The organism is Microvirga pudoricolor (assembly GCF_016892705.1).
Taxonomy (GTDB): Bacteria; Pseudomonadota; Alphaproteobacteria; order Rhizobiales; family Beijerinckiaceae; genus Microvirga; species Microvirga pudoricolor.
The window spans coordinates 1-18,754 of sequence record NZ_JAFEMB010000002.1 but is presented as its reverse complement, the minus strand read 5'-3'; the positions used below and the strand labels follow the sequence as shown (position 1 = coordinate 18,754).

21 protein-coding genes are annotated in these 18,754 nt (G+C 66.1%); 9 read left to right on the top strand and 12 right to left on the bottom strand.

The window, feature by feature from the left end; translation table 11 throughout:
• Positions 1-16: 16 nt before the first annotated feature.
• Together der and ILT42_RS09075 are read left to right on the top strand one after the other, a co-directional pair.
• Positions 17-1,369, top strand: a complete 1,353-nt coding sequence (gene der / locus ILT42_RS09080; protein WP_204215168.1) for a ribosome biogenesis GTPase Der — start codon at positions 17-19, stop codon at positions 1,367-1,369.
• An 88-nt stretch (positions 1,370-1,457) separates the two neighbouring features.
• Positions 1,458-1,763 (top strand): GIY-YIG nuclease family protein, encoded by a 306-nt coding sequence (locus tag ILT42_RS09075; protein ID WP_204215166.1) that lies wholly within the window; start codon positions 1,458-1,460, stop codon positions 1,761-1,763.
• A gap of 56 nt (positions 1,764-1,819) precedes the next feature.
• Here the strand turns inward: ILT42_RS09075 and ILT42_RS09070 are convergent, their stop codons facing one another.
• The 10 genes from ILT42_RS09070 to rpsF form a co-directional block, all read right to left on the bottom strand.
• Positions 1,820-2,563: an SDR family NAD(P)-dependent oxidoreductase gene (locus ILT42_RS09070; RefSeq protein WP_204215164.1), complete on the bottom strand. Its 744-nt coding sequence runs from the start codon at positions 2,561-2,563 to the stop codon at positions 1,820-1,822.
• A gap of 15 nt (positions 2,564-2,578) precedes the next feature.
• Positions 2,579-4,081, bottom strand: coding sequence for an amidophosphoribosyltransferase (purF, locus tag ILT42_RS09065; RefSeq protein ID WP_204215162.1), 1,503 nt, complete (start codon positions 4,079-4,081; stop codon positions 2,579-2,581).
• 206 nt (positions 4,082-4,287) lie between these two features.
• Positions 4,288-4,908 (bottom strand): CvpA family protein, encoded by a 621-nt coding sequence (locus tag ILT42_RS09060; RefSeq protein WP_204215160.1) that lies wholly within the window; start codon positions 4,906-4,908, stop codon positions 4,288-4,290.
• Between the two features lie 85 nt (positions 4,909-4,993).
• Positions 4,994-6,415: a DNA repair protein RadA gene (radA, locus tag ILT42_RS09055; RefSeq protein WP_204215158.1), complete on the bottom strand. Its 1,422-nt coding sequence runs from the start codon at positions 6,413-6,415 to the stop codon at positions 4,994-4,996.
• Positions 6,415-7,572 (bottom strand): alanine racemase, encoded by a 1,158-nt coding sequence (gene alr, locus ILT42_RS09050; RefSeq protein ID WP_204215156.1) that lies wholly within the window; start codon positions 7,570-7,572, stop codon positions 6,415-6,417. The genes radA and alr overlap by 1 nt, the downstream gene beginning before the upstream one ends.
• Positions 7,569-9,062 (bottom strand): replicative DNA helicase, encoded by a 1,494-nt coding sequence (locus ILT42_RS09045; RefSeq protein WP_204215154.1) that lies wholly within the window; start codon positions 9,060-9,062, stop codon positions 7,569-7,571. Before ILT42_RS09045 ends, alr begins: the two co-directional genes overlap by 4 nt.
• A 302-nt stretch (positions 9,063-9,364) precedes the next feature.
• A complete protein-coding gene (gene rplI, locus ILT42_RS09040; protein ID WP_204215152.1) occupies positions 9,365-9,931 on the bottom strand; it encodes a 50S ribosomal protein L9 in 567 nt (188 codons plus the stop codon).
• A 24-nt stretch (positions 9,932-9,955) separates the two neighbouring features.
• The gene (locus ILT42_RS09035) at positions 9,956-10,936 is read right to left on the bottom strand and encodes a DUF2232 domain-containing protein (RefSeq protein WP_204215150.1); all 981 of its coding nucleotides are present in this window, start codon (positions 10,934-10,936) and stop codon (positions 9,956-9,958) included.
• A 131-nt stretch (positions 10,937-11,067) separates the two neighbouring features.
• Positions 11,068-11,328: a 30S ribosomal protein S18 gene (rpsR, locus tag ILT42_RS09030; RefSeq protein ID WP_204215148.1), complete on the bottom strand. Its 261-nt coding sequence runs from the start codon at positions 11,326-11,328 to the stop codon at positions 11,068-11,070.
• A gap of 3 nt (positions 11,329-11,331) precedes the next feature.
• A complete protein-coding gene (gene rpsF / locus ILT42_RS09025) occupies positions 11,332-11,727 on the bottom strand; it encodes a 30S ribosomal protein S6 (RefSeq protein ID WP_204215146.1) in 396 nt (131 codons plus the stop codon).
• 379 nt (positions 11,728-12,106) lie between these two features.
• Between rpsF and ILT42_RS09020 the strand changes: the two genes are divergently transcribed.
• The 7 genes from ILT42_RS09020 to era all read left to right on the top strand — a co-directional run bounded on the left by ILT42_RS09020 (position 12,107) and on the right by era (position 16,951).
• A complete protein-coding gene (locus ILT42_RS09020) occupies positions 12,107-12,589 on the top strand; it encodes a hypothetical protein (protein WP_204215144.1) in 483 nt (160 codons plus the stop codon).
• A gap of 118 nt (positions 12,590-12,707) precedes the next feature.
• The gene (locus ILT42_RS09015) at positions 12,708-13,190 is read left to right on the top strand and encodes a hypothetical protein (protein ID WP_204215143.1); all 483 of its coding nucleotides are present in this window, start codon (positions 12,708-12,710) and stop codon (positions 13,188-13,190) included.
• Positions 13,191-13,300: 110 nt separating this feature from the next.
• Positions 13,301-14,056 carry a pyridoxine 5'-phosphate synthase gene (locus tag ILT42_RS09010; RefSeq protein ID WP_204215142.1) on the top strand — a complete coding sequence of 252 codons (756 nt, stop codon included), beginning with the start codon at positions 13,301-13,303 and terminating at the stop codon, positions 14,054-14,056.
• A gap of 17 nt (positions 14,057-14,073) precedes the next feature.
• Positions 14,074-14,475 carry a holo-ACP synthase gene (gene acpS / locus ILT42_RS09005; protein WP_204215141.1) on the top strand — a complete coding sequence of 134 codons (402 nt, stop codon included), beginning with the start codon at positions 14,074-14,076 and terminating at the stop codon, positions 14,473-14,475.
• Positions 14,476-14,576: 101 nt separating this feature from the next.
• Positions 14,577-15,332: a signal peptidase I gene (gene lepB / locus ILT42_RS09000; protein ID WP_204215140.1), complete on the top strand. Its 756-nt coding sequence runs from the start codon at positions 14,577-14,579 to the stop codon at positions 15,330-15,332.
• 4 nt (positions 15,333-15,336) lie between these two features.
• Positions 15,337-16,050 carry a ribonuclease III gene (rnc, locus tag ILT42_RS08995; protein WP_204215139.1) on the top strand — a complete coding sequence of 238 codons (714 nt, stop codon included), beginning with the start codon at positions 15,337-15,339 and terminating at the stop codon, positions 16,048-16,050.
• Positions 16,037-16,951 carry a GTPase Era gene (gene era, locus ILT42_RS08990; protein ID WP_204215138.1) on the top strand — a complete coding sequence of 305 codons (915 nt, stop codon included), beginning with the start codon at positions 16,037-16,039 and terminating at the stop codon, positions 16,949-16,951. The genes rnc and era overlap by 14 nt, the downstream gene beginning before the upstream one ends.
• 12 nt (positions 16,952-16,963) lie before the next feature.
• Here era and ILT42_RS08985 read toward each other — a convergent pair whose 3' ends face one another.
• Complete coding sequence (locus ILT42_RS08985; protein ID WP_204215137.1) at positions 16,964-17,323, bottom strand: response regulator; 360 nt, start codon at positions 17,321-17,323, stop codon at positions 16,964-16,966.
• Between the two features lie 148 nt (positions 17,324-17,471).
• The coding region (locus ILT42_RS08980; protein ID WP_204215136.1) for an OmpA family protein at positions 17,472-18,754 on the bottom strand (1,283 nt) is incomplete at its 5' end.

Sequence of the window (18,754 nt, the reverse complement as noted above, 5' to 3'; positions counted from 1 at the left end):
CACGGGAGCCCGTGACATGACGCCTACCGTCGCCATTGTCGGACGGCCGAATGTCGGCAAGTCCACCCTGTTCAACCGCCTCGTCGGCAAGAAGCTCGCCCTGGTGGATGACCGGCCGGGTGTGACGCGGGACCGCCGCGAAGGCGAGGCGCGCCTGGGCGATCTCGAATTCCGCATCGTCGATACGGCGGGCCTGGAAGAGGCCGAAGAGGAATCGCTTCTCGGCCGCATGCGGTCACAAACCGAGGCCGCCATTGGCGATGCCGACGTGCTGCTCTTCGTCATCGACGCCCGGGTCGGCATCCTGCCTGCGGACCGACCCTTCGCCGAAATGGTGCGCCGCTCCGGCAAGCCCGTGATCCTCATCGCCAACAAGGCCGAGGGTGCGGGCGGCATGGCCGGCGCCTATGAGGCCTTCTCCCTCGGTCTGGGCGATCCGATCCCGTTCTCAGCCGAACATGGCGAAGGGCTGGCGGATCTGTTCGAAGCCCTGATGCCGTTCTTCCCCGACCCGAACGACGCGGAGGAGGGCGACGAGGACGATCCGAGCAAGCCGCTTCAGGTCGCCATCGTGGGTCGTCCTAACGCGGGCAAGTCCACCCTCATCAACCGCATGGTGGGCGAAGATCGGCTCCTGACGGGTCCGGAGGCTGGGATCACCCGAGATTCGATCTCGCTGGACTGGGACTGGCGGGGCAGGGCCATCAAGCTCTTCGACACGGCGGGCCTGCGCAAACGGGCGCGGGTGGAGGACAAGCTCGAAAAGCTGTCGGTGGCCGACGCCCTCAGGGCGGTGAAATTTGCCGAGGTCGTGGTGATCCTCCTCGACGCGACGATCCCGTTCGAGAAGCAGGACCTGTCCATCGTCGACCTGGTGGAGCAGGAGGGCAGAGCCCTCGTGATCGGCATCAATAAGTGGGATCTGGTCGCCGACCAGCAGGGTCTTCTGAAGGACCTCAAGGAGAAGGCCACCCGCCTGCTGCCGCAGGTGCGCGGCGCCCCGGTGGTGCCCCTCTCCGGGCTCGCCGGAAGCGGCATCGATCCGCTCATGAAAGCCGTTCTTCAGGTGTACGAGACCTGGAACCGCCGCATCTCCACCGCGAAGCTGAACCAGTGGCTGGGCGAAGCTCTGGAGGCGAATCCGCCGCCGGCCGTCTCGGGCCGTCGGATCAAGATCCGCTACATGACGCAGATCAAGTCTCGTCCGCCGCATTTCGCGGTCTTCGGCAACCAGCTCGATGCCCTGCCGAAGAGCTACTCGCGCTATCTGGTCAATAACCTGCGCGAATCCTTCGACCTCCCAGGGGTTCCGATCCGGATCTCGCTGCGGATGGGGCAGAACCCGTTCGATAAGGGGCGAAAGAGTTAAGTCGCGTCTACGGTGCTTCCTGGATCATCCTTCGAGACGCCCGCCCCGTGGGCCCTCAGGATGAGCGCAGAGGATTGGATCTTCGAAGATGAATGGCTGCTGGCTTTACATTCTGAAGTGTGCAGACAGCAGTTATTACGTCGGCACCAGCCGTCATTACGATCTCGATACTCGGGTGAGCCAGCACAACCAGGGGACTTTCCCAGGTTACACACTGAACCGCAGGCCGGTGTCTGTCGTCTATTCCGTTCACTTCGACAGCATTATCGAAGCAATTTCGTACGAGCGGCAGATTAAAGGCTGGTCGAGGGCAAAGAAAGAGGCGTTGATACGAGGTGATTTCGACGCGCTGCCTGGACTCTCGAAGCGAAGAATTCTCTCAACCTCATCCTGAGGGCCCGCGCAGCGGGCGTCTCGAAGGATGATCCAGGGAACTCCAGAAACGCGATCCTAAACCGGCATCTGCGGCGTCAGAACCTTCCCGCCGCCCGGAAAGTCGTAGATCTTGCCGCTCACCGTCCAGGAGGGCAGCGCCAGCTTCAGGATGTGGGGCGCCAGATCCTCGGGCGTCTTCAAGGTCATGCGATCCTCGCCCGGCATCGCCTTCTGGCGCATGGCGGTGCGCAAGGGGCCGGGATTGACCAGCATCGCCTTGACCGGAGTCGTGGCCGTCTCGGCCGCGTAGGTGCGCACCAGGGCTTCGAGGGCCGCTTTCGAGACGGAGTACGGGCCCCAATAGGCCAGGCATTTGTGGGCCGCGCCGGAGGATACGAAGATCGCGCGCCCGGCATCGGAGGCCCGCAGGAGCGGGTCCAGGGAGCGGATGAGGCGGTAATTGGCCGTCACGTTGACGGTCATCACCTCGTCCCACACAGGTTGGTCAATATGGGTGATGGGGGACAGTTCGCCCAGGACGCCCGCGTTGCCGAACAGGATGTCGAGTTTGCCCCAGCGCTCGTGAACCGCCGCGCCGAGGCGGTCGATGGCCGCGAGATCCTTCAGATTCACCGGCACCAGGGTGGCGGAGCTGCCTTTCTCCTTGATGGCGTCGTCGAGGTCTTCCAGTGCGCCCTGGGTGCGCGCCAGCGCCACGATATGGGCGCCGGCCTCGGCCAGGGCCAGGGCCGCCGCCCGGCCGATGCCGCGCGACGCGCCGGTGACGACCGCGACGCGGTTCGAAAGAGGCTTATCCATGAAAATGACCTGCGGTTAGTCGGCTTCCGCCAGAAGGGCGAGGCGGCGCGGCGTCGCCACGGACAGGTCCGTCAGCGGCGTCGGGTAATCGCCCGTGAAGCAATGGTCCGTGAACTGCGGCTGCGCCGCGTTTCGGTTCGTTTCGCCCATGGACCGGTAAATGCCCTCGATCGACAGGAACGCCAGCGAGTCTGCGCCGATATACTGCCGCATGGCCTCGAGATCATGGGTGGCTGCGAGAAGCTTTTCCTTCTCGGGCGTGTCGATGCCGTAGAAGTCCGGATGGGTGATGGGCGGAGACGCGATGCGAAAATGCACTTCCCTGGCGCCCGCCTCGCGCATCATGCGGACGATCTTCACCGAGGTCGTGCCCCGCACGAGACTGTCGTCCACAAGCACGATCCGCTTGCCCGCGATGGCCGAGCGGTTGGCGGAGTGCTTCATGCGCACCCCGAGCTCCCGCACGGACTGGGTCGGCTGGATGAAGGTACGCCCGACGTAATGGTTGCGGATGATGCCGAGCTCGTAGGGAATGCCGCAGGTCTGGGCAAAGCCCAGAGCGGCCGGAACGCCCGAATCCGGCACCGGTATCACGACGTCCGCATCGGCCGGGGATTCCAGGGCCAGCTCCCGGCCCATGCTCTTGCGCACGTCGTAGACGCTGCGGCCGTTCACCACGGAATCCGGACGGGCGAAATAGATGTACTCGAAGATGCAGGGGCGCGGCGCCTGCTTGGGCGCGAAGCGGAACGACTCGATGCCGTCGTCCGAGATGACCACGACCTCACCGTTTTCGATGTCGCGCACGAAGCGGGCGCCGATGATGTCGAGTGCGCAGGTCTCGGAGGCCAGGATGTAGCGGCCATCGAGTTCGCCGAGCACGAGGGGGCGGATGCCGAGCGGATCGCGGGCGCCGATGAGCTTCTTGTTGGTGAGGGCCACGAGGGCATAGGCGCCCTCGATCTGCTGGATCGCCTCCACGAAGCGATCCACGACGAGCTTCTGGCGGCTCCGGGCCACCAGGTGGACGATCACCTCGGTATCGGTGGTCGACTGGCAGATGGCGCCGTCGCGGATCAGGTTGCGGCGAAGCGTCAGGCCGTTGGTCAGGTTGCCGTTATGGGCCACCGCGAAGCCGCCCCCGTCCAACTCGGCGAAAAGGGGCTGCACGTTGCGCAGCACGGTCTCGCCGGTGGTCGAATAGCGGACATGGCCGATGGCCGACACGCCTTCCAGTCGCTCGATGACATTGCGGTCGGAGAAGCCGTCGCCCACGAGGCCGAGCTTCCGCTCCAGGTGGAACACGTGGCCGTCGAACGAGACGATGCCGGCCGCCTCCTGGCCGCGGTGCTGGAGCGCGTGGAGGCCCAGCGCGGTGATCGCCGCCGCGTCCGGGTGACCATAGATGCCGAAAACGCCGCATTCTTCGCGCAGGGTGTCGCCATCCAGGTCGAGGTCGACTTGACGGGGCTCAACCTGCCAAGATTCCCCCTGCCAAGTCTCTGACCGTGCAGACATCATCATTTTCCTTGGAATGCGCCGGCGGCGCGTGAGCCCTATGTAATCGCCCTTAGACTTTACGCCAATGCCTGTCGGTGTCGCGGCTGCACTGACGTGCGCGCAGGACTTCTCAACAATTTCCGGGGCTTAATTCGGCCTCGGCCGTCATTCTCAAGCTTTCCCGCATAAACACCAAGGACTGTATGCGTTCCTGCACAGGCGGCTCAGCTTCGCCGTTGCGGCGCCGCGGGAGCACCCGGGGCGGCCGGAGCCGGGGCCGGGGCGCCGCGCTGCGGGTCGGGCTCGGCCGGTTCCGCCGGGTCCGCGTCCTGCCCGTCGCGTTTGCGCAGCTGCTGGAGCAGGCCTTCCGGGTTGTCGGGCAGCATGGCGATCAGGTTGTTGCCGGTGTTCTCCAGCATCGGGCGCGTGCGGGAGGAGGTGGCCCATTCGGGATTCTTGCCCTGAAGAAGCCATCCCAGGAAGATCCAGCCGATCACGCAGATCAGGAAGCCGCGCGCGGCGCCGAAGACGAAGCCGAGCGTGCGGTCCAGGGCCCCGATCCGGGAGTCGAGGATCAGGTCGGAGATCTTGACCGTGATGATCGACACGATGATCAGGGTCACGATGAAAATGCCGCCGATGGCCGCCACGAGGGCGATGGTGGCGTTGTTGATGTATTGCTGCACGGTGGGCAGCACGGCCGGGTGGAGAAACCAGGCGGCCGCCGCCGCCGCCAGCCAGGCCACGATGGCGAGGACCTCGCGGGTGACGCCACGGACGGCGGCCAGAAGGGCCGAAATCAACACGACGCCGAGAACGACGAGATCCAGAATCGGAACGGGCATGGGCTGGGGCCTAACGCGCAGGTGGACACGAGACCTTGGTTTTAGGGCCAAGGTGACGGACGTATAGCCTCAAGAATACGCTCCGTCACCCTTCGCTGCGATGGAGAGCGGGTTTTCCTCGTGGACGGCTCGCAGCGATGCCCGCCACCAGATCCGTGATGTGCCCGATGGATGAGGCCCGCAACGGCGCGCGCTCGCCCTTCTCGGTTTTGGACGCGGGCGCCACGGCGCTGGCGAAGCCGAGCTTGGCCGCTTCCTTGTACCGGGCTTGGGCCTGGGCCACGGGCCGGATCGCGCCGGACAGGCCCATCTCGCCGAAATAGACCGTGTCGGGCGGCAGCGGCGATCCGGAAAGAGAGGACACGAGAGCAGCAGCCGCCGCGAGGTCGGCGGCGGGCTCGGTGATGCGAAGGCCGCCCGCCACGTTGAGATACACGTCGTGCATGCCGAGCTTCAGGCCTCCATGGGCCTCCAGCACCGCCAGGATCATGGAGAGGCGGTTCTGGTCCCAGCCGACGACGGCGCGTCGGGGCGTGCCGAGGGGCGAGGGAGCGACAAGCGCCTGAATCTCGACCAGCAGGGGACGAGTGCCCTCCATGCCGGCGAAGACGGCGGTGCCGGGGGTTGCGAGGTCGCGGCCCGACAGGAACAGCTCGGAGGGGTTCGACACCTCCCGCAGGCCCATGTCGGACATCTCGAACACGCCGATCTCGTCCGTGGGCCCGAAGCGGTTCTTCACCGCGCGCAGGATTCGGAAATGGTGGCCCGTATCGCCCTCGAAGGACGCGACCGCATCCACCATGTGCTCCACCACCCTGGGACCGGCGATCTGGCCGTCCTTGGTCACGTGGCCCACGAGGATCACGGCGGTGCCCGTGGTCTTCGCGAAGCGGATGAGGGATTGGGCGCTGCCCCGCACCTGGGTGACCGTGCCGGGCGCCGATTCCACGGTCTCGGTCCACATGGTCTGGATCGAGTCGATGATGGCCAGAGCAGGCTTCTGGCTGCCTTCGGACAAGGTCGCGATGATGTCCTCGACATTGGTCTCGGATGCGAGCTCCACGGGCGCGTCGGACAGGCCGAGACGTTCCGCCCGCAGGCGCACCTGGGCGACCGCCTCCTCGCCGGAGATGTAGACGACCCGGTGTCCCCCCCGGGCCAGAGCTGCGGTCGCCTGCATCAGGAGCGTGGATTTGCCGATGCCGGGATCGCCGCCGAGCAGGATCACCGATCCCTTCACGAAGCCGCCGCCGGTGACCCGGTCGAGTTCGGCGATGCCGGAGGGCGTCCGGGGGGCCTCCTTGGTCTCGCCGGACAGGCCCTCGAGCGGGAAGATCCGACCCTTGGCGCGGGACGGACGGGTGGCCACGGGACCGGCCATCGGACTGGCGGAGCCCTGCTCCTCTACGATGGTGTTCCAGCCGCCGCAGGCCTCGCACTTGCCCTTCCAGCGGTTGTAGACCGCGCCGCATTCCTGGCAAACGAAGGCGGGATGACGCTTGGCCATCAGGCGACGCCTCCGCGATAGGTGCGCGCATAGCGCCGCCCGAGGCCCGTGAGGATTTCGTAGCCGATGGTGCCAGCACGGGTCCCGACCTCGTCGACGTCGAGGCCGTCGCCGATCAGCACCACGGTGTCGCCCTGGCGTACGGCATCCTCCGGCACGTCCGTCACGTCGATGATTATGAGGTCCATGGAGACGCGGCCCACGAAGGGGCACCGCCGCCCGGCCACGATGGCGAGGCCCGTTTGGCCCACATTGGCGTCCGTGCTGCCCGCCGAACGGGGATAGCCGTCCGCGTAGCCGACCGAAAGGGTCGCCAGGCGCCGCCTGCCCTTCGACGTCCAAGCGCCGCTGTACCCCGCCGTCTCGCCATGCTCGGCGGAGCGGAGCTGAAGGATGCGGCCTTCGAGCCGCACGACGGGCTCCATGGGATTCTTTGCATCCGGCGTCGGGTTGCCGCCATAGAGAGCGTAGCCTGGGCGGGCGAGGGAGAAGCGCGGCATGTCCTTCAGGAAGATGCCGGACGAGTTGGCGAGCGAGGCTGGGATGCCGGGCAGGGTGGCTGCCACCGCCGAGAAGGCCTCGATCTGGCGCGCATTGATCTCGTGGGCCGGGTCCTCAGCGCTCACCAGATGGCTCATGAGGAGGGCCGGCTCGAAATCCTCGAGGCGCCGGTCGCCCCGGAGGGCCATGCCGTCCGCGACGCGCAGTCCGAGGCGGTTCATGCCCGTATCCACATGAATCGCGGCCGGGAAGGTTTTGCCCTGGGCCCGGCAGAAGGCCGCCCACTCGTCGATTTCGGGCCAGGAACCCAGGACCGGCCGGATGCCGAAGTTCAAATAGGTGGCGGCGGTGCCGGTCAGGAAACCGTTGAGCACGTAGATCGTGGCATTCGGCGCCGCGGCGCGTGCGCGCTTCGCCTCGGCCATGTGGGCCACGAAGAACGTGCCGCAACCCGCATCGACGAGCGCCGGGACGGCCTGCTCGATGCCGGTCCCATAGGCATCCGCCTTGACGACGGCCGCCGTCTCGGTGCCCGCGCGGTCACGCAGGGTTTTCCAGTTCGACGCCAGGGCGTCGAGATCGATGGTGAGAAGTCCGCCGGCCTCCTCGGCCGGGATCGGGCCGCGGGTGCCGGCTTGCGGTGTCGTGATCGTCAATCGCCCATCCGTTCGGGAAGCTTGTCCTCGTCGGCGAGGTTCGTGAAGCGGGTCACGTCGGCCTGGAAGGCAAGCTGGATCGTGCCTGTCGGTCCGTGACGCTGCTTGCCGATGATGACCTCGGCCTTGCCGTGGATCTGGTCCATCTCAGCCTGCCACTTGAAGTATTCTTCCGTGCCGGGCTTCGGTTCCTTGTTCTTCAGATAGTATTCCTCGCGGTAAACGAAAAGGACCACGTCGGCGTCTTGCTCGATCGAACCCGATTCACGCAGGTCCGAGAGCTGCGGCCTCTTGTCGTCCCGGTTTTCGACCTGGCGGGAGAGCTGGGACAGGGCGATGACCGGCACGGCCAACTCCTTGGCGAGCGCCTTGAGGCCGGTGGTGATCTCGGTCAGTTCCTGCACGCGATTCTCGCCCTTCTTGGACGAGCCGGAGAGCAACTGAAGATAGTCGATGACGAGGAGGTCGAGGCCGCGCTGGCGCTTGAGGCGCCGGGCGCGCGCGGTGAGCTGCGCGATGGAAATGCCGCCGGTCTGGTCGATGTAGAACGGGATCGACTGCATGACCCGGGCGGCTTCGGTGATCTTGTAGAAATCGTCCTCGCGCATGTCGCCGCGGCGAATCTTGTAGGACGGCACACCCGATTGCTCGGCGATGATACGGGTGGCGAGCTGTTCGGCCGACATTTCCAGCGAGAAGAAGCCGACGATGCCGCCGTTGACGGTTTTCAGCGTGCCGTCCTGCTGCTTCTCGGACTCGTAGGCCTTGGCGATGTTGAAGGCGATGTTGGTGGCGAGCGAGGTCTTGCCCATGGCGGGACGGCCCGCCAGGACCACGAGATCGGACGGCTGCAATCCGCCGAGCATCCGGTCCATATCGACGAGGCCGGACGAGATGCCCGAGAGTTTCCCCTCGCGCTTGTAGGCAGCCGCCGCCATGTCGATAGCGGCCGTGAGGGCGTCGGAAAAGCGCTGGAAGCCGCCATCGTAGCGGCCGGTCTCGGCAAGCGCGTAAAGGCGCCTCTCCGCATCCTCGATCTGGTCTCGCGGAGAGGAATCGACCGGTGCGTCGTAGGCGACGTTCACCATGGACTCGCCGATATTGATGAGGTTTCGGCGCGTAGCGAGGTCCGAGATCGTGCGGCCGTAATCCTCGGCGTTGATGACCGTGGTGGCCTCCGCCGCGAGGCGGGCCAAGTATTGAGAGACGGTGACGCCGCCTAGATCCTGGTCGCCCAAGAAGGTCTTCAGGGTGATCGGCGTCGCGACCTTGCCCTGCTTGATGAGCGTGGTGGCGACCTCATAGACGCGCCGGTGCAGGTCCTCGAAGAAATGCTCGGGCGCCAGGAAGTCCGAGACCCGGTAATAGGCGTCGTTGTTGACCAGGATCGCGCCGAGAAGGGCCTGTTCCGCATCGATGTTGCTCGGGGCCGCGCGATATTGCTGCTCGACGGTTTCGAGGCGGGCGATCAGGGCATTGGCTTGGGCCATCTGGCGCTCCGAAAAGGGTTGAACAAGCCTCTTAGACCAGAATCGGTGACCGGAAGGTTGCCGTCCGACCACATCCTTCGTGTCCGGCCCCATCTCGCCGGATTGTCCTCGATGTCCTCACTGATTCACACCGACGCCCGCGCTTCGGCGCGCGCCGCTTGACTCGGCTGCCAAAAGGAAAGGCGCTCCCCACCGACTCGGACAGGAAGCGCCAATCTAGAACAAAATAGGAACGACCTCAAGCGGCCAGGCTTGGGACCCTTCGGTCAAATGGCCCGGAACACGGCTCCGGGCCGCTCGTCTCAGAGTTCCTCGTCGCCGCCGGCCTCGGCCAGCGCGGCGCCGACCTCAAGGCCGAGATCGTCTAGGTTCAGCTCTTCGCGGGTCGTGGTGCTCTCGCCACGGGCCTGACGCTCGGCTTCCTCGGGGCTGCGGGCGACGTTGATCGTCACGTTCACCTCGACCTCCGGGTGCAGGACGACCGGCACCGTATGGAGACCGACCGACTTGATCGGCTGGTTCAGAGCGAACTGGTCGCGGTTCACGGAGAACCCGCCGGCCGAGACGGTCTCGGCGAGATCGCGGGTCGACACCGAGCCGTAGAGCACGCCGGTCTCGCCGGACTGGCGGATGATCGTGAAGCTCTGGCCGTCGAGCTTCTCGCCGACGCCCTGGGCTTCCGTCTTGCGCTCGAGGTTACGGGCCTCGAGCTGGGCGCGCTGAGCCTCGAAATGGTCCTTGTTGGCCTTGGTGGCGCGCAGGGCCTTGCCGCGGGCCAGGAGGAAGTTGCGCGCGTAACCGTCGCGCACCTTCACGGTTTCGCCCATCTGTCCGAGCTTTGCGACGCGCTCGAGAAGGATCACTTCCATTGGTTTTCTCCTTGAATGTTGTGATCAGGTTGAAGGGGTTGGGGGTAGTTTCGGCCCGCGTCCGCCGAATCGCCGGCGCAGGCTGAAGATGGAATCGGCCAGTCCGAACAGGGAGAGGGCGATCATCGCGATGCCCTGCCCGAACAGCAGAATGGTGTAGAGGCCGGTCAGCAGGAATCCTCGCCCGGAGCGGCCCCGCGTCCGATCGTGAATTGCGGCGAGGCCCTGGAGGCCGAAGGCCATGAAGGCGCCGCCCATCACGCAGTGGAGCAGGAAGCCCGCGAAGCCCGTGGGCGGCATCAGGGCCATGGCTACGGCGCCTACGATGGCGGCGAGCCCCGTTCCGGGCGGCATGATCAGGGCGGGAACGTCCGGCCAGGGCCGGGCCAGGCGGCCGGAGGCGAGGACGATGCGGCCGGCCAGATAGAGATAGATCGAGAAGGTGAGGGTCGAGACCGCGCCGGCCAGGAAGGGCAGGAGCAGGGACATGGCCTCGGCGGCGTCGTCCGCGGCATCGGCAGGCGCGGCCTCGCCGCCATTCGCGGCGCGCCAGCTCTCGAACGACTGGAAGGCCTCCCGGGCGCTCCGCTGCACGGCATCCTGGAAGAGCGAGAAGTCACCCCGCGCCGACAGCGCGATCACGGCCACGAAGGAGGCGGCGGCCGTCGCGGCGATCCACGGCAGCAGGCGTCCGACCGGATACCATTCCATGCCGCCTTCGACGGGGCGCCCCAGGAGCGCCAGATAGGAGATCCACCAGGCGGGCAGGGCGGTCATCAGCGCGAAAGCCACGCCCAGCAGCGGACTCCCGATAGCCGACAGGACGAGAGCTCCGGCCACGGCGGCCACCAGCCCGGACCGGTGGTTCCAACCGAGCGAGACGATGAGGATGGGGAGGGGAGCGAGGAGATACAGGAAGGCGGCGAGCGGCGTCGCTTTCACGATCACCATCGTCAGAAGGGCCGAAGCGAGGCCCGCGCCGATTCCTGTCAGGATGAAATTCATGGTTCCCGCTGTCCCACTGCTCTAGCGCAGGGTTAGAGGCCGCCCGGCCCCAACTGACCCGGCGGGTTTTCACCGTCGGGCGAATGTTCGGTCGAAGGACGGGCCGCGCCTTGAGCGCGGCCCGGAAGGTCTTAGCGAATCACGTAAGGCAGGATGCCCAGGAAGCGGGCGCGCTTGATCGCCTGGGCGAGCTCGCGCTGCTTCTTGGCCGATACGGCCGTGATGCGGGACGGAACGATCTTGCCGCGCTCGGAGATGTAGCGGGACAGGAGCTTCGTGTCCTTGTAGTCGATCTTCGGCGCGTTCGGACCCGAGAACGGGCAGGTCTTGCGACGACGGAAGAACGGGCGACGGCCACCGCCGCTCGCGCCACCAGTAGCACCAAATGCCATGATTTATGCCTCCTCGCCTTCGTAGCCACCACCGCCGTCGCGCTCGCGGCGCTCGCGGTCCTTGCGCTCGTCGCGATCACGCTTCTGCATCATCACGGACGGCTCGGTCTCGAGCTCTTCCACGCGCACGGTCATGAAACGAAGGATGTCTTCGTTGATCCGCATCTGACGCTCCATCTCGGCCACCGCCGGAGCAGGGGCGTCGAGGTTGAACATCGTGAAATGCGCCTTGCGATTCTTCTTGATGCGGTAGGCGAGGGACTTCACGCCCCACATCTCGGTCTTCTCGACCTTGCCGCCGTTCTGTTCGATGACGCCCTTGTACTGGTCGACCATCGCTTCGACCTGCTGGGACGTCACGTCCTGGCGGGCCATGAAGATATGCTCATAGAGAGGCATAATGGGCCTTTCTCACGGGTGAGTTGAGCTCAGGCACGAAACTGTGTGTCAGGAGCCGGTTTCGCGCGTCCGATCGGCGCCAAGCCCTTCGAGCCGTAAGGCCCGAGCGGTTGTTCGAAGGCGGAGACACGGGACGACGGAGCCGAAGCTCCTGCACCGAAGGCCATGGCCAAACGACGCCGTCCGTTCAGCCCCCGGCCGGAGCGAACGCGAAGCGGGGTCTATAGCGGGTTCGAAAGCGAAGAGCAAGCCAACCAGCGGCATGGGCCTGCCGGACAATGCAATTTCTAGGTTTATAGATCGGCGAACGCACCTCTGTTATAGCAAACGCAATAACGTTTAGGAGCACGCCATCACCTTCCGGTCGCAGATCCCGTCCTTGCCGAACCGCAGGAGCCCGCTGGGGCTGCTGTGGGGAGTCACGGCCGCCATGGTGACGTTTCACGTCGTGACTCTCCTGGTCTCGATCGCGACCGGCGCGACGGGGATCGCCATCGAGACCATGGGCTTCCTCCGCTTTGCCCTTCTGTGGGGTGTCTTCGGGATCTTCTACTGGACCACGGGCCTCATCGCCACGATGCCGTTCTTTCTCGCGATCATCTATGTCGGCCAGGTCTTCACCCTTCGGGGCATCGTCTATTACTGGTGTGCCGGGGTGCTCGGCGGCATCCTCGTGACGCCCGTTTTCGTCCTGATCGATCCGCCGATCTATTGGGTGCCCTGGGAGGTGCCGACCTTTCTCGACAAATGCCTGACCACCTGGCCGTGGAGCATGGTGGCCGGGATTTCCGGCGGCACCGCCATCTGGTGGTTCTACGGCCGCTTCATCGAGCCCCGGGCCGGGACGCCGCCGGTCCCCTGAAATCGGGGCTCCGGAGCCGCCTCAGCGGCGAGCGACGGGCGGGGGCCTTGCCGGCACAATATCCTGCTATATCATTCCATCGCGATCAGGCTTGCAACGGACCGAAAGTCCCAGCCCCATGCTTCCACTGCTCGACCACTACCGGGACGAACGTCTCTGGCGGGGATACATCTGGGTGGTGACGGTCGCCACCCTGTCGTTCATGGTGGCAGCCGCGCTTTCAGCCATTCTGAGGGGGACCGCATCGGCCGCGTTCCTGAATGCGGGCATTCCAGGTTTCCTTCTGATCCTGCTCGTCTTCTGGGTCTATTGCTGGACCACGGGGGTGGTCGTCCTCTTCCTGCCATTCGTGTTCGTGACGGCCTTGGGGCGGCTCATGAACTGGCACAGCCCCGCCTTCTACATGGCCGCCTGCGCGGGTTTCGGGATCGTCAACACGGTCCTGTTCCTTTCGATCGCACCGCCCATGTACTGGATCGTGCCCGACGACGGGACGTTTCTGGAGAGGTGGTTTCTCGTCCTGCCGCTGATGCTCTTCAGCGGAACCGGAGCCGGGCTGACCATGTGGTACATGGTCGGACGCCCCCGCCTCGCGGGCTAGCCCGCTGATGACGAGGGGCGGCTCAAGGTGTACGGGCAAACGCCATCAACAACCTGAGAACGCGAGGCTTCCCGCTCGACAGCGGCGGCTCCTGAGCTAAAACGGAGCCTATGACAGCTCTCCCCTTACGCCTCGGCGTCAATATCGACCACGTCGCCACCGTACGAAACGCCCGCGGCGGCCCCTATCCCGATCCGATCCGGGCCGCGCACCTCGCGGTCTTGGCGGGGGCCGACGGCATCACGGCCCATTTGCGCGAAGACCGCCGCCATATCCGGGACGAGGACATGGAGCGGCTCCGGCGCCAGCTCTTCGTTCCCCTGAACATGGAAATGGCCGCGACCCCGGAGATGGTCGGCCTAGCCTTGGCCTGGCGCCCGCACGCCGCCTGCCTGGTGCCCGAGAAGCGCGAGGAGCGCACGACGGAAGGCGGCCTCGACATCGTCGGCGCCCAGGCGGCCCTGCGGCCCGCCATCGCTGAGCTGAGCGAGGCCGGGATCCGGGTCTCGCTTTTCGTGGAGCCGGAGGTCGAGATCATGGATGCGGCCTGCGAACTCCACGCGCCCGTGGTGGAGCTCCATACGGGCACCTACTGCGAGGCCGTCGCCGAGGGGGACGAGGACAGGATCGCCTTCGAGCTCCAGCGGCTGCGCCGGGCGGCGGAGCATGGCGCCCGGATCGGTCTGGAGATCCACGCGGGCCATGGCCTCAGCTTCGATACGGTGCAGGCCGTCGCGGCCATTCCCCAGATCGCCGAGTTGAATATCGGCCATTTCCTGATCGGCGAGGCATTGTTCATGGGCCTCGACGAGTCCGTCCGGGCGATGCGGGCCGCCATGGACCAGGGTCGGGCCGGAATCGCCTGAGCGCGTCGGAGGAGCACATGATTCTGGGCATCGGGTCCGATCTCTGCGACATCCGGCGGATCGAGAAATCCCTGGAGCGCTTCGGGGACCGCTTCACCCACCGGATCTTCACCGAGGGTGAGAGGGCGCGGAGCGATCGCCGGGCGGCGCGGGCGCCTTCCTACGCCCGCCGCTTCGCCGCCAAGGAGGCTTGCTCCAAGGCTTTGGGCACGGGCCTGAGACTCGGCGTCTTCTGGCGGGACATGGAGGTGGTGAACCTGCCGAGCGGCCGCCCGACCCTGCGGCTGACGGGCGGTGCCCTCGAACGCCTGCGCGCCATGACGCCGCCCGGCCACGAGGCCAGGATCCACGTCTCGCTCACCGACGATCCGCCCCTCGCCCAGGCTTTCGTCATCATCGAGGCGGTACCCGCGGCCTGAGCCGTGCGGCAGCCGCGTTGCGGCAAATCCCTGCATAGGATAGACCCGCGCCTGAATCGACGCGATATGAAGCGTCCTTCGTCCCAACGGATGGGTGTCAGGTGAGCGACAAGGCTATCAACAAGGAAGAGAGCGGCGTCTGGGAGACCATCAAGGTCATCGTCCAGGCCCTGCTGATCGCGGTCGTGGTGAGGACGGTGCTGTTCCAGCCCTTCAATATCCCGTCCGGCTCGCTCATTCCGACCCTGTTGATCGGGGATTATCTGTTCGTTTCCAAGTATTCCTACGGCTACTCCCGCTATTCGATCCCGTTCGGGCCGCCTGTGATGTCCGGCCGCATCTTCGGCTCGGATCCGAAGCGCGGCGACATCGTGGTGTTCAAGCTGCCGAAGGACAACTCGACTGACTACATCAAGCGCGTTGTGGGCCTGCCGGGCGACACGATCCAGGTCATCGGCGGCGTGCTGCACATCAACGGCAAGCCCGTCCAGCGCGAGCGGGTCGAGGACTACAAGACCACGGACGTCTACGGCCGGACCGTTTCCGTACCCCAGTACAAGGAAACCTTTCCGGAGGGCACGAGCCATTTCGTGATCGAAAAGGACGGGGACCGGGGCTACTGGGACAACACCAACGTCTACACCGTGAAGCCGGGCCACTTCTTCATGATGGGCGACAACCGGGACAACTCCACCGATTCCCGCGACGAGGGTAGCGTCGGCGAGGTGCCGTTCGAGAACCTCGTGGGCCGGGCGGAGATCATCTTCTTCTCCATCGACGAGAACGCTTCCCTCTGGCGCCCCTGGGAATGGCCGGGCTATATCCGTTGGAACCGCATGTTCGAACGGATCAAGTGAGCCCGTGGCAACCCGCAAGACATCGCTGGAGCCACTGCAGGAGAAGCTGGGCTACCTCTTCAAGGACCCCGCTCTCCTGAACCTGGCGCTGACCCATGTGAGCGCCCCGAAGCCGTCCGGCGGCGGAAATTACCAGAGGCTCGAGTTCCTCGGAGACCGGGTGCTGGGCATCAGCATCGCCGAGATCCTCTATAGAGCCTTTCCGGACGCCTCCGAGGGCGAACTGTCCCGGCGCCTGTCGGAATTGGTGCGCCGGGAGACCTGCGCCGAGGTCGCCGCGGCGTGGGATGTGGGCCCCCATGTGAAGCTGGGGGCCGGTGAGGCCCATGCGGGGGAGCGGCGCAACGCCACGATCCTGGCGGATATCTGCGAGGCGATCATCGGGGCGGTGTTTCTCGACGGGGGCTACGACGAAGCCAGGGCCCTGGTCGAACGAGCCTTCGGAGGGCTCATGGACAAGCCGCGCCAGACCCTGCAGGATCCCAAGAGCGCCCTGCAGGAATGGGCCCAGGGCCAGGGGTGGCCTTCCCCGGTCTACGCGGTGGTGGAACAGAGCGGACCCGACCACGCGCCGAAATTTCGGATCGCCGTGAAGGTCAAGGAGAAGCAGGACGCCTACGGCCTCGGCGCTTCGAAGCGCGTGGCGGAGCAGGCGGCCGCACGCAGCCTCCTCCTGCGGGAGGGGATCTGGACAGAGGACAGCCATGGCGCAGCCTGACGACACCGCGACGACGGCGGGCTTCATCGCCCTCATCGGCGCGCCCAATGCGGGCAAATCGACCCTCCTGAACGCACTCGTGGGCTCGAAGGTCTCAATCGTCTCGCGCAAGGTCCAGACGACCCGGGCCCTGGTGCGGGGGATCGCCATCGAGGGCGAGGCCCAACTCATCTTCGTCGATACGCCAGGCATTTTCAAACCCAAGCGGCGCCTGGACCGCGCCATGGTCACGTCCGCCTGGGGCGGGGCCGGGGACGCGGATGTCGTCGCCTTCCTGCTCGACGTGCGCCGCGGCGTCGACGAGGAGGCCGAGGCGATCCTGGCCAAGCTGCCGGAGCTCAAGAAGCCGAAGGTCCTGATCCTCAACAAGATCGACCTGATCGAACGCTCGAAGCTTCTGGAACTGGCCGCCGGCCTGAACGAGAAGGTGGATTTCACCCACACCTTCATGATCTCGGCACTGACCGGCAGCGGGATCGACCGGTTGAAGAAAGAGCTTGCCGCCATGATGCCGAAAGGCCCTTGGCTGTATCCCGAGGACCAGATCTCGGATGCGCCCCTGCGGATGCTGGCGGCGGAAATCACCCGGGAGAAGATCTATGAGCGCCTGCACGAGGAGCTGCCCTACCAGTCCACCGTGGAGACGGACCAGTGGCAGCAGCGCCCGGACGGCTCCGTGCGCATCGAGCAGACCGTGTTCGTGGAGCGGGACAGCCAGCGTAAGATCGTGCTCGGCAAGGGCGGCCAGACCATCAAGGCCATCGGTCAGCTGGCCCGCAAGGAAATCGCCGAGATCGCCGAGACGCCGGTCCACCTGTTCATCTTCGTGAAGGTGCGAGAAAACTGGAGCGACGATCCCGAGCGCTACCGGGAGATGGGCCTCGAGTTCCCGCGCGGCTGAGAGGCGCGCGCCCTATCGGAATAGGACCTCGGCGAGCTTGCGGGGCGCCACGGGCTTCTCGCAGCGGACGATTCCGGCATAGCGCTGCGGGATTGCTGCGCCGTCATAGCCTGTTGCGAAGACGAAAGGTACGTTTCGGGCCTGCAGGGCGTCGGCGATGGGAAACGACATCTCTCCGCGCAGGTTCAGGTCGAGCACGGCGGCATCGATCCGATCCGTCGCGGCCACGAGCTTCAGGGCGCCCTCCACGCTCCCGACCGGGCCGATGACGACGGCGCCGCTCTGCTCGAAATAGCCGACCATGTCGTCCGCGATGAAATACTCGTCCTCGACCAGGAGGATATGGTGTCCTTCAAGGGAATGCTTGTCCATCGGGCCTCTCCCTCGAATGCCTGCTCGAGGATGTACTGATCTTACGATACATCTCGACCATTTTCATGCGGTTAATGGTGACGGCCGCCCATCCGGACGAAACAAAGGGGCCCGTAGGCCCCTTTGCGCGAGAGTATCGGTCCGGCGGTCAGCGCTGTCCCTGAAGCAGGGGCGTAATGCGCCGGATGGTGACCCGGCGGTTCTGCCGCTCCGGAGCCTGGGTGTCGATCTTCAGGTACTGCTCGCCGAAGCCCTGGGTGGTCAGGTTTTCGGCCGGGACGCCGTAGGATTGTGTCAGGACCGTCGCCACCGTCTCGGCACGGCGATCCGACAGCGACAGGTTGTCCTCGGGCGAACCGACCGCATCCGTATAGCCCTCCACCAGGAAGATTTCGTTCGGATTCTGGTCGAGCGCCCGCCGGATGGCTTGGCCGATGCCTGTCAGGGCGCCCACCTGGTTCTGCGAGAGCACCCATGAGCCTGTATCGAAGGTGATCGTATCCACGTCGACCCGGCGGACCCGCTCGCGCAGGACCTGGCTCTGACGTACCTCGTCCAGGGAATAGGCTCGGGCGATCGGTTCGACAGGCGGGGCCGTGAAAGCCTCGTAGAGGTCCTCCTGCGAGGCGTCCTCCACCTCGACGATATACTCCTCGCGCGGGATGGTGACCCGCGGCGGCGGCAGGCGAACGATGTCCTCCTCCACGTAGCCGTAGGGTGTGCGCGAGAGGCCTTGTCGGCGGTTTTCGATCAGGATGACTTCGCGACCGGCCGGGTCGCGACGGATGCGGCGCACAAGGTTGCCGTACTCGTCGCGCTCCGTAATCACCTCGACGCCGTCCGACTGGCGGACGACCGTCACGTCCACATCGCCGCGCCGCTGGGTGCGGATATCCGCGCCGCGATAGCTTTCGCGGAAGCGCTCCGTCTCGTTGTGCCGGATGATGAGCTGGTCGCCCTCGCGGATGATCCGGCGGTCGCCGGGCTCCTCGATGATGACACGCCGGCCGCCATCCTCCACGCGCTCCCGGCGTCTGCCGCGCAGATCGTCGATACGCTCGCCGAACTCCCGGTCGCCTACGACGGGCGGCAGGGGACCGGCGCCGGGGTAGGGACGTCCGGGCCCAGCCTGCGGCGGGAAGCCCGGCTGTCCCGGGAACGGCGGTTCGCCAGGACGCGGTCTCGCGACGAGCGGAGCTTGGTTCGGCCCGGCTGGCGGAGCCGCCTGTGGCGCCGGAGGCGGGCCTGCGGGCGGCACGGGCCGTGCCCCAGGAGGCAGAGGACGACCGTCGGGACCGGCCGGGAAGTCGCGCCGAGGGATCGGAGCCGGGCCGCGCGGATCGACCGGGGCCGGCTGGGCCGCAGGGGGGGCCGCCTCGGGGGGCTGCGCCGGCCCGCCGGGCTGGGGACGCCGTGGAACGGGCGCAGGAC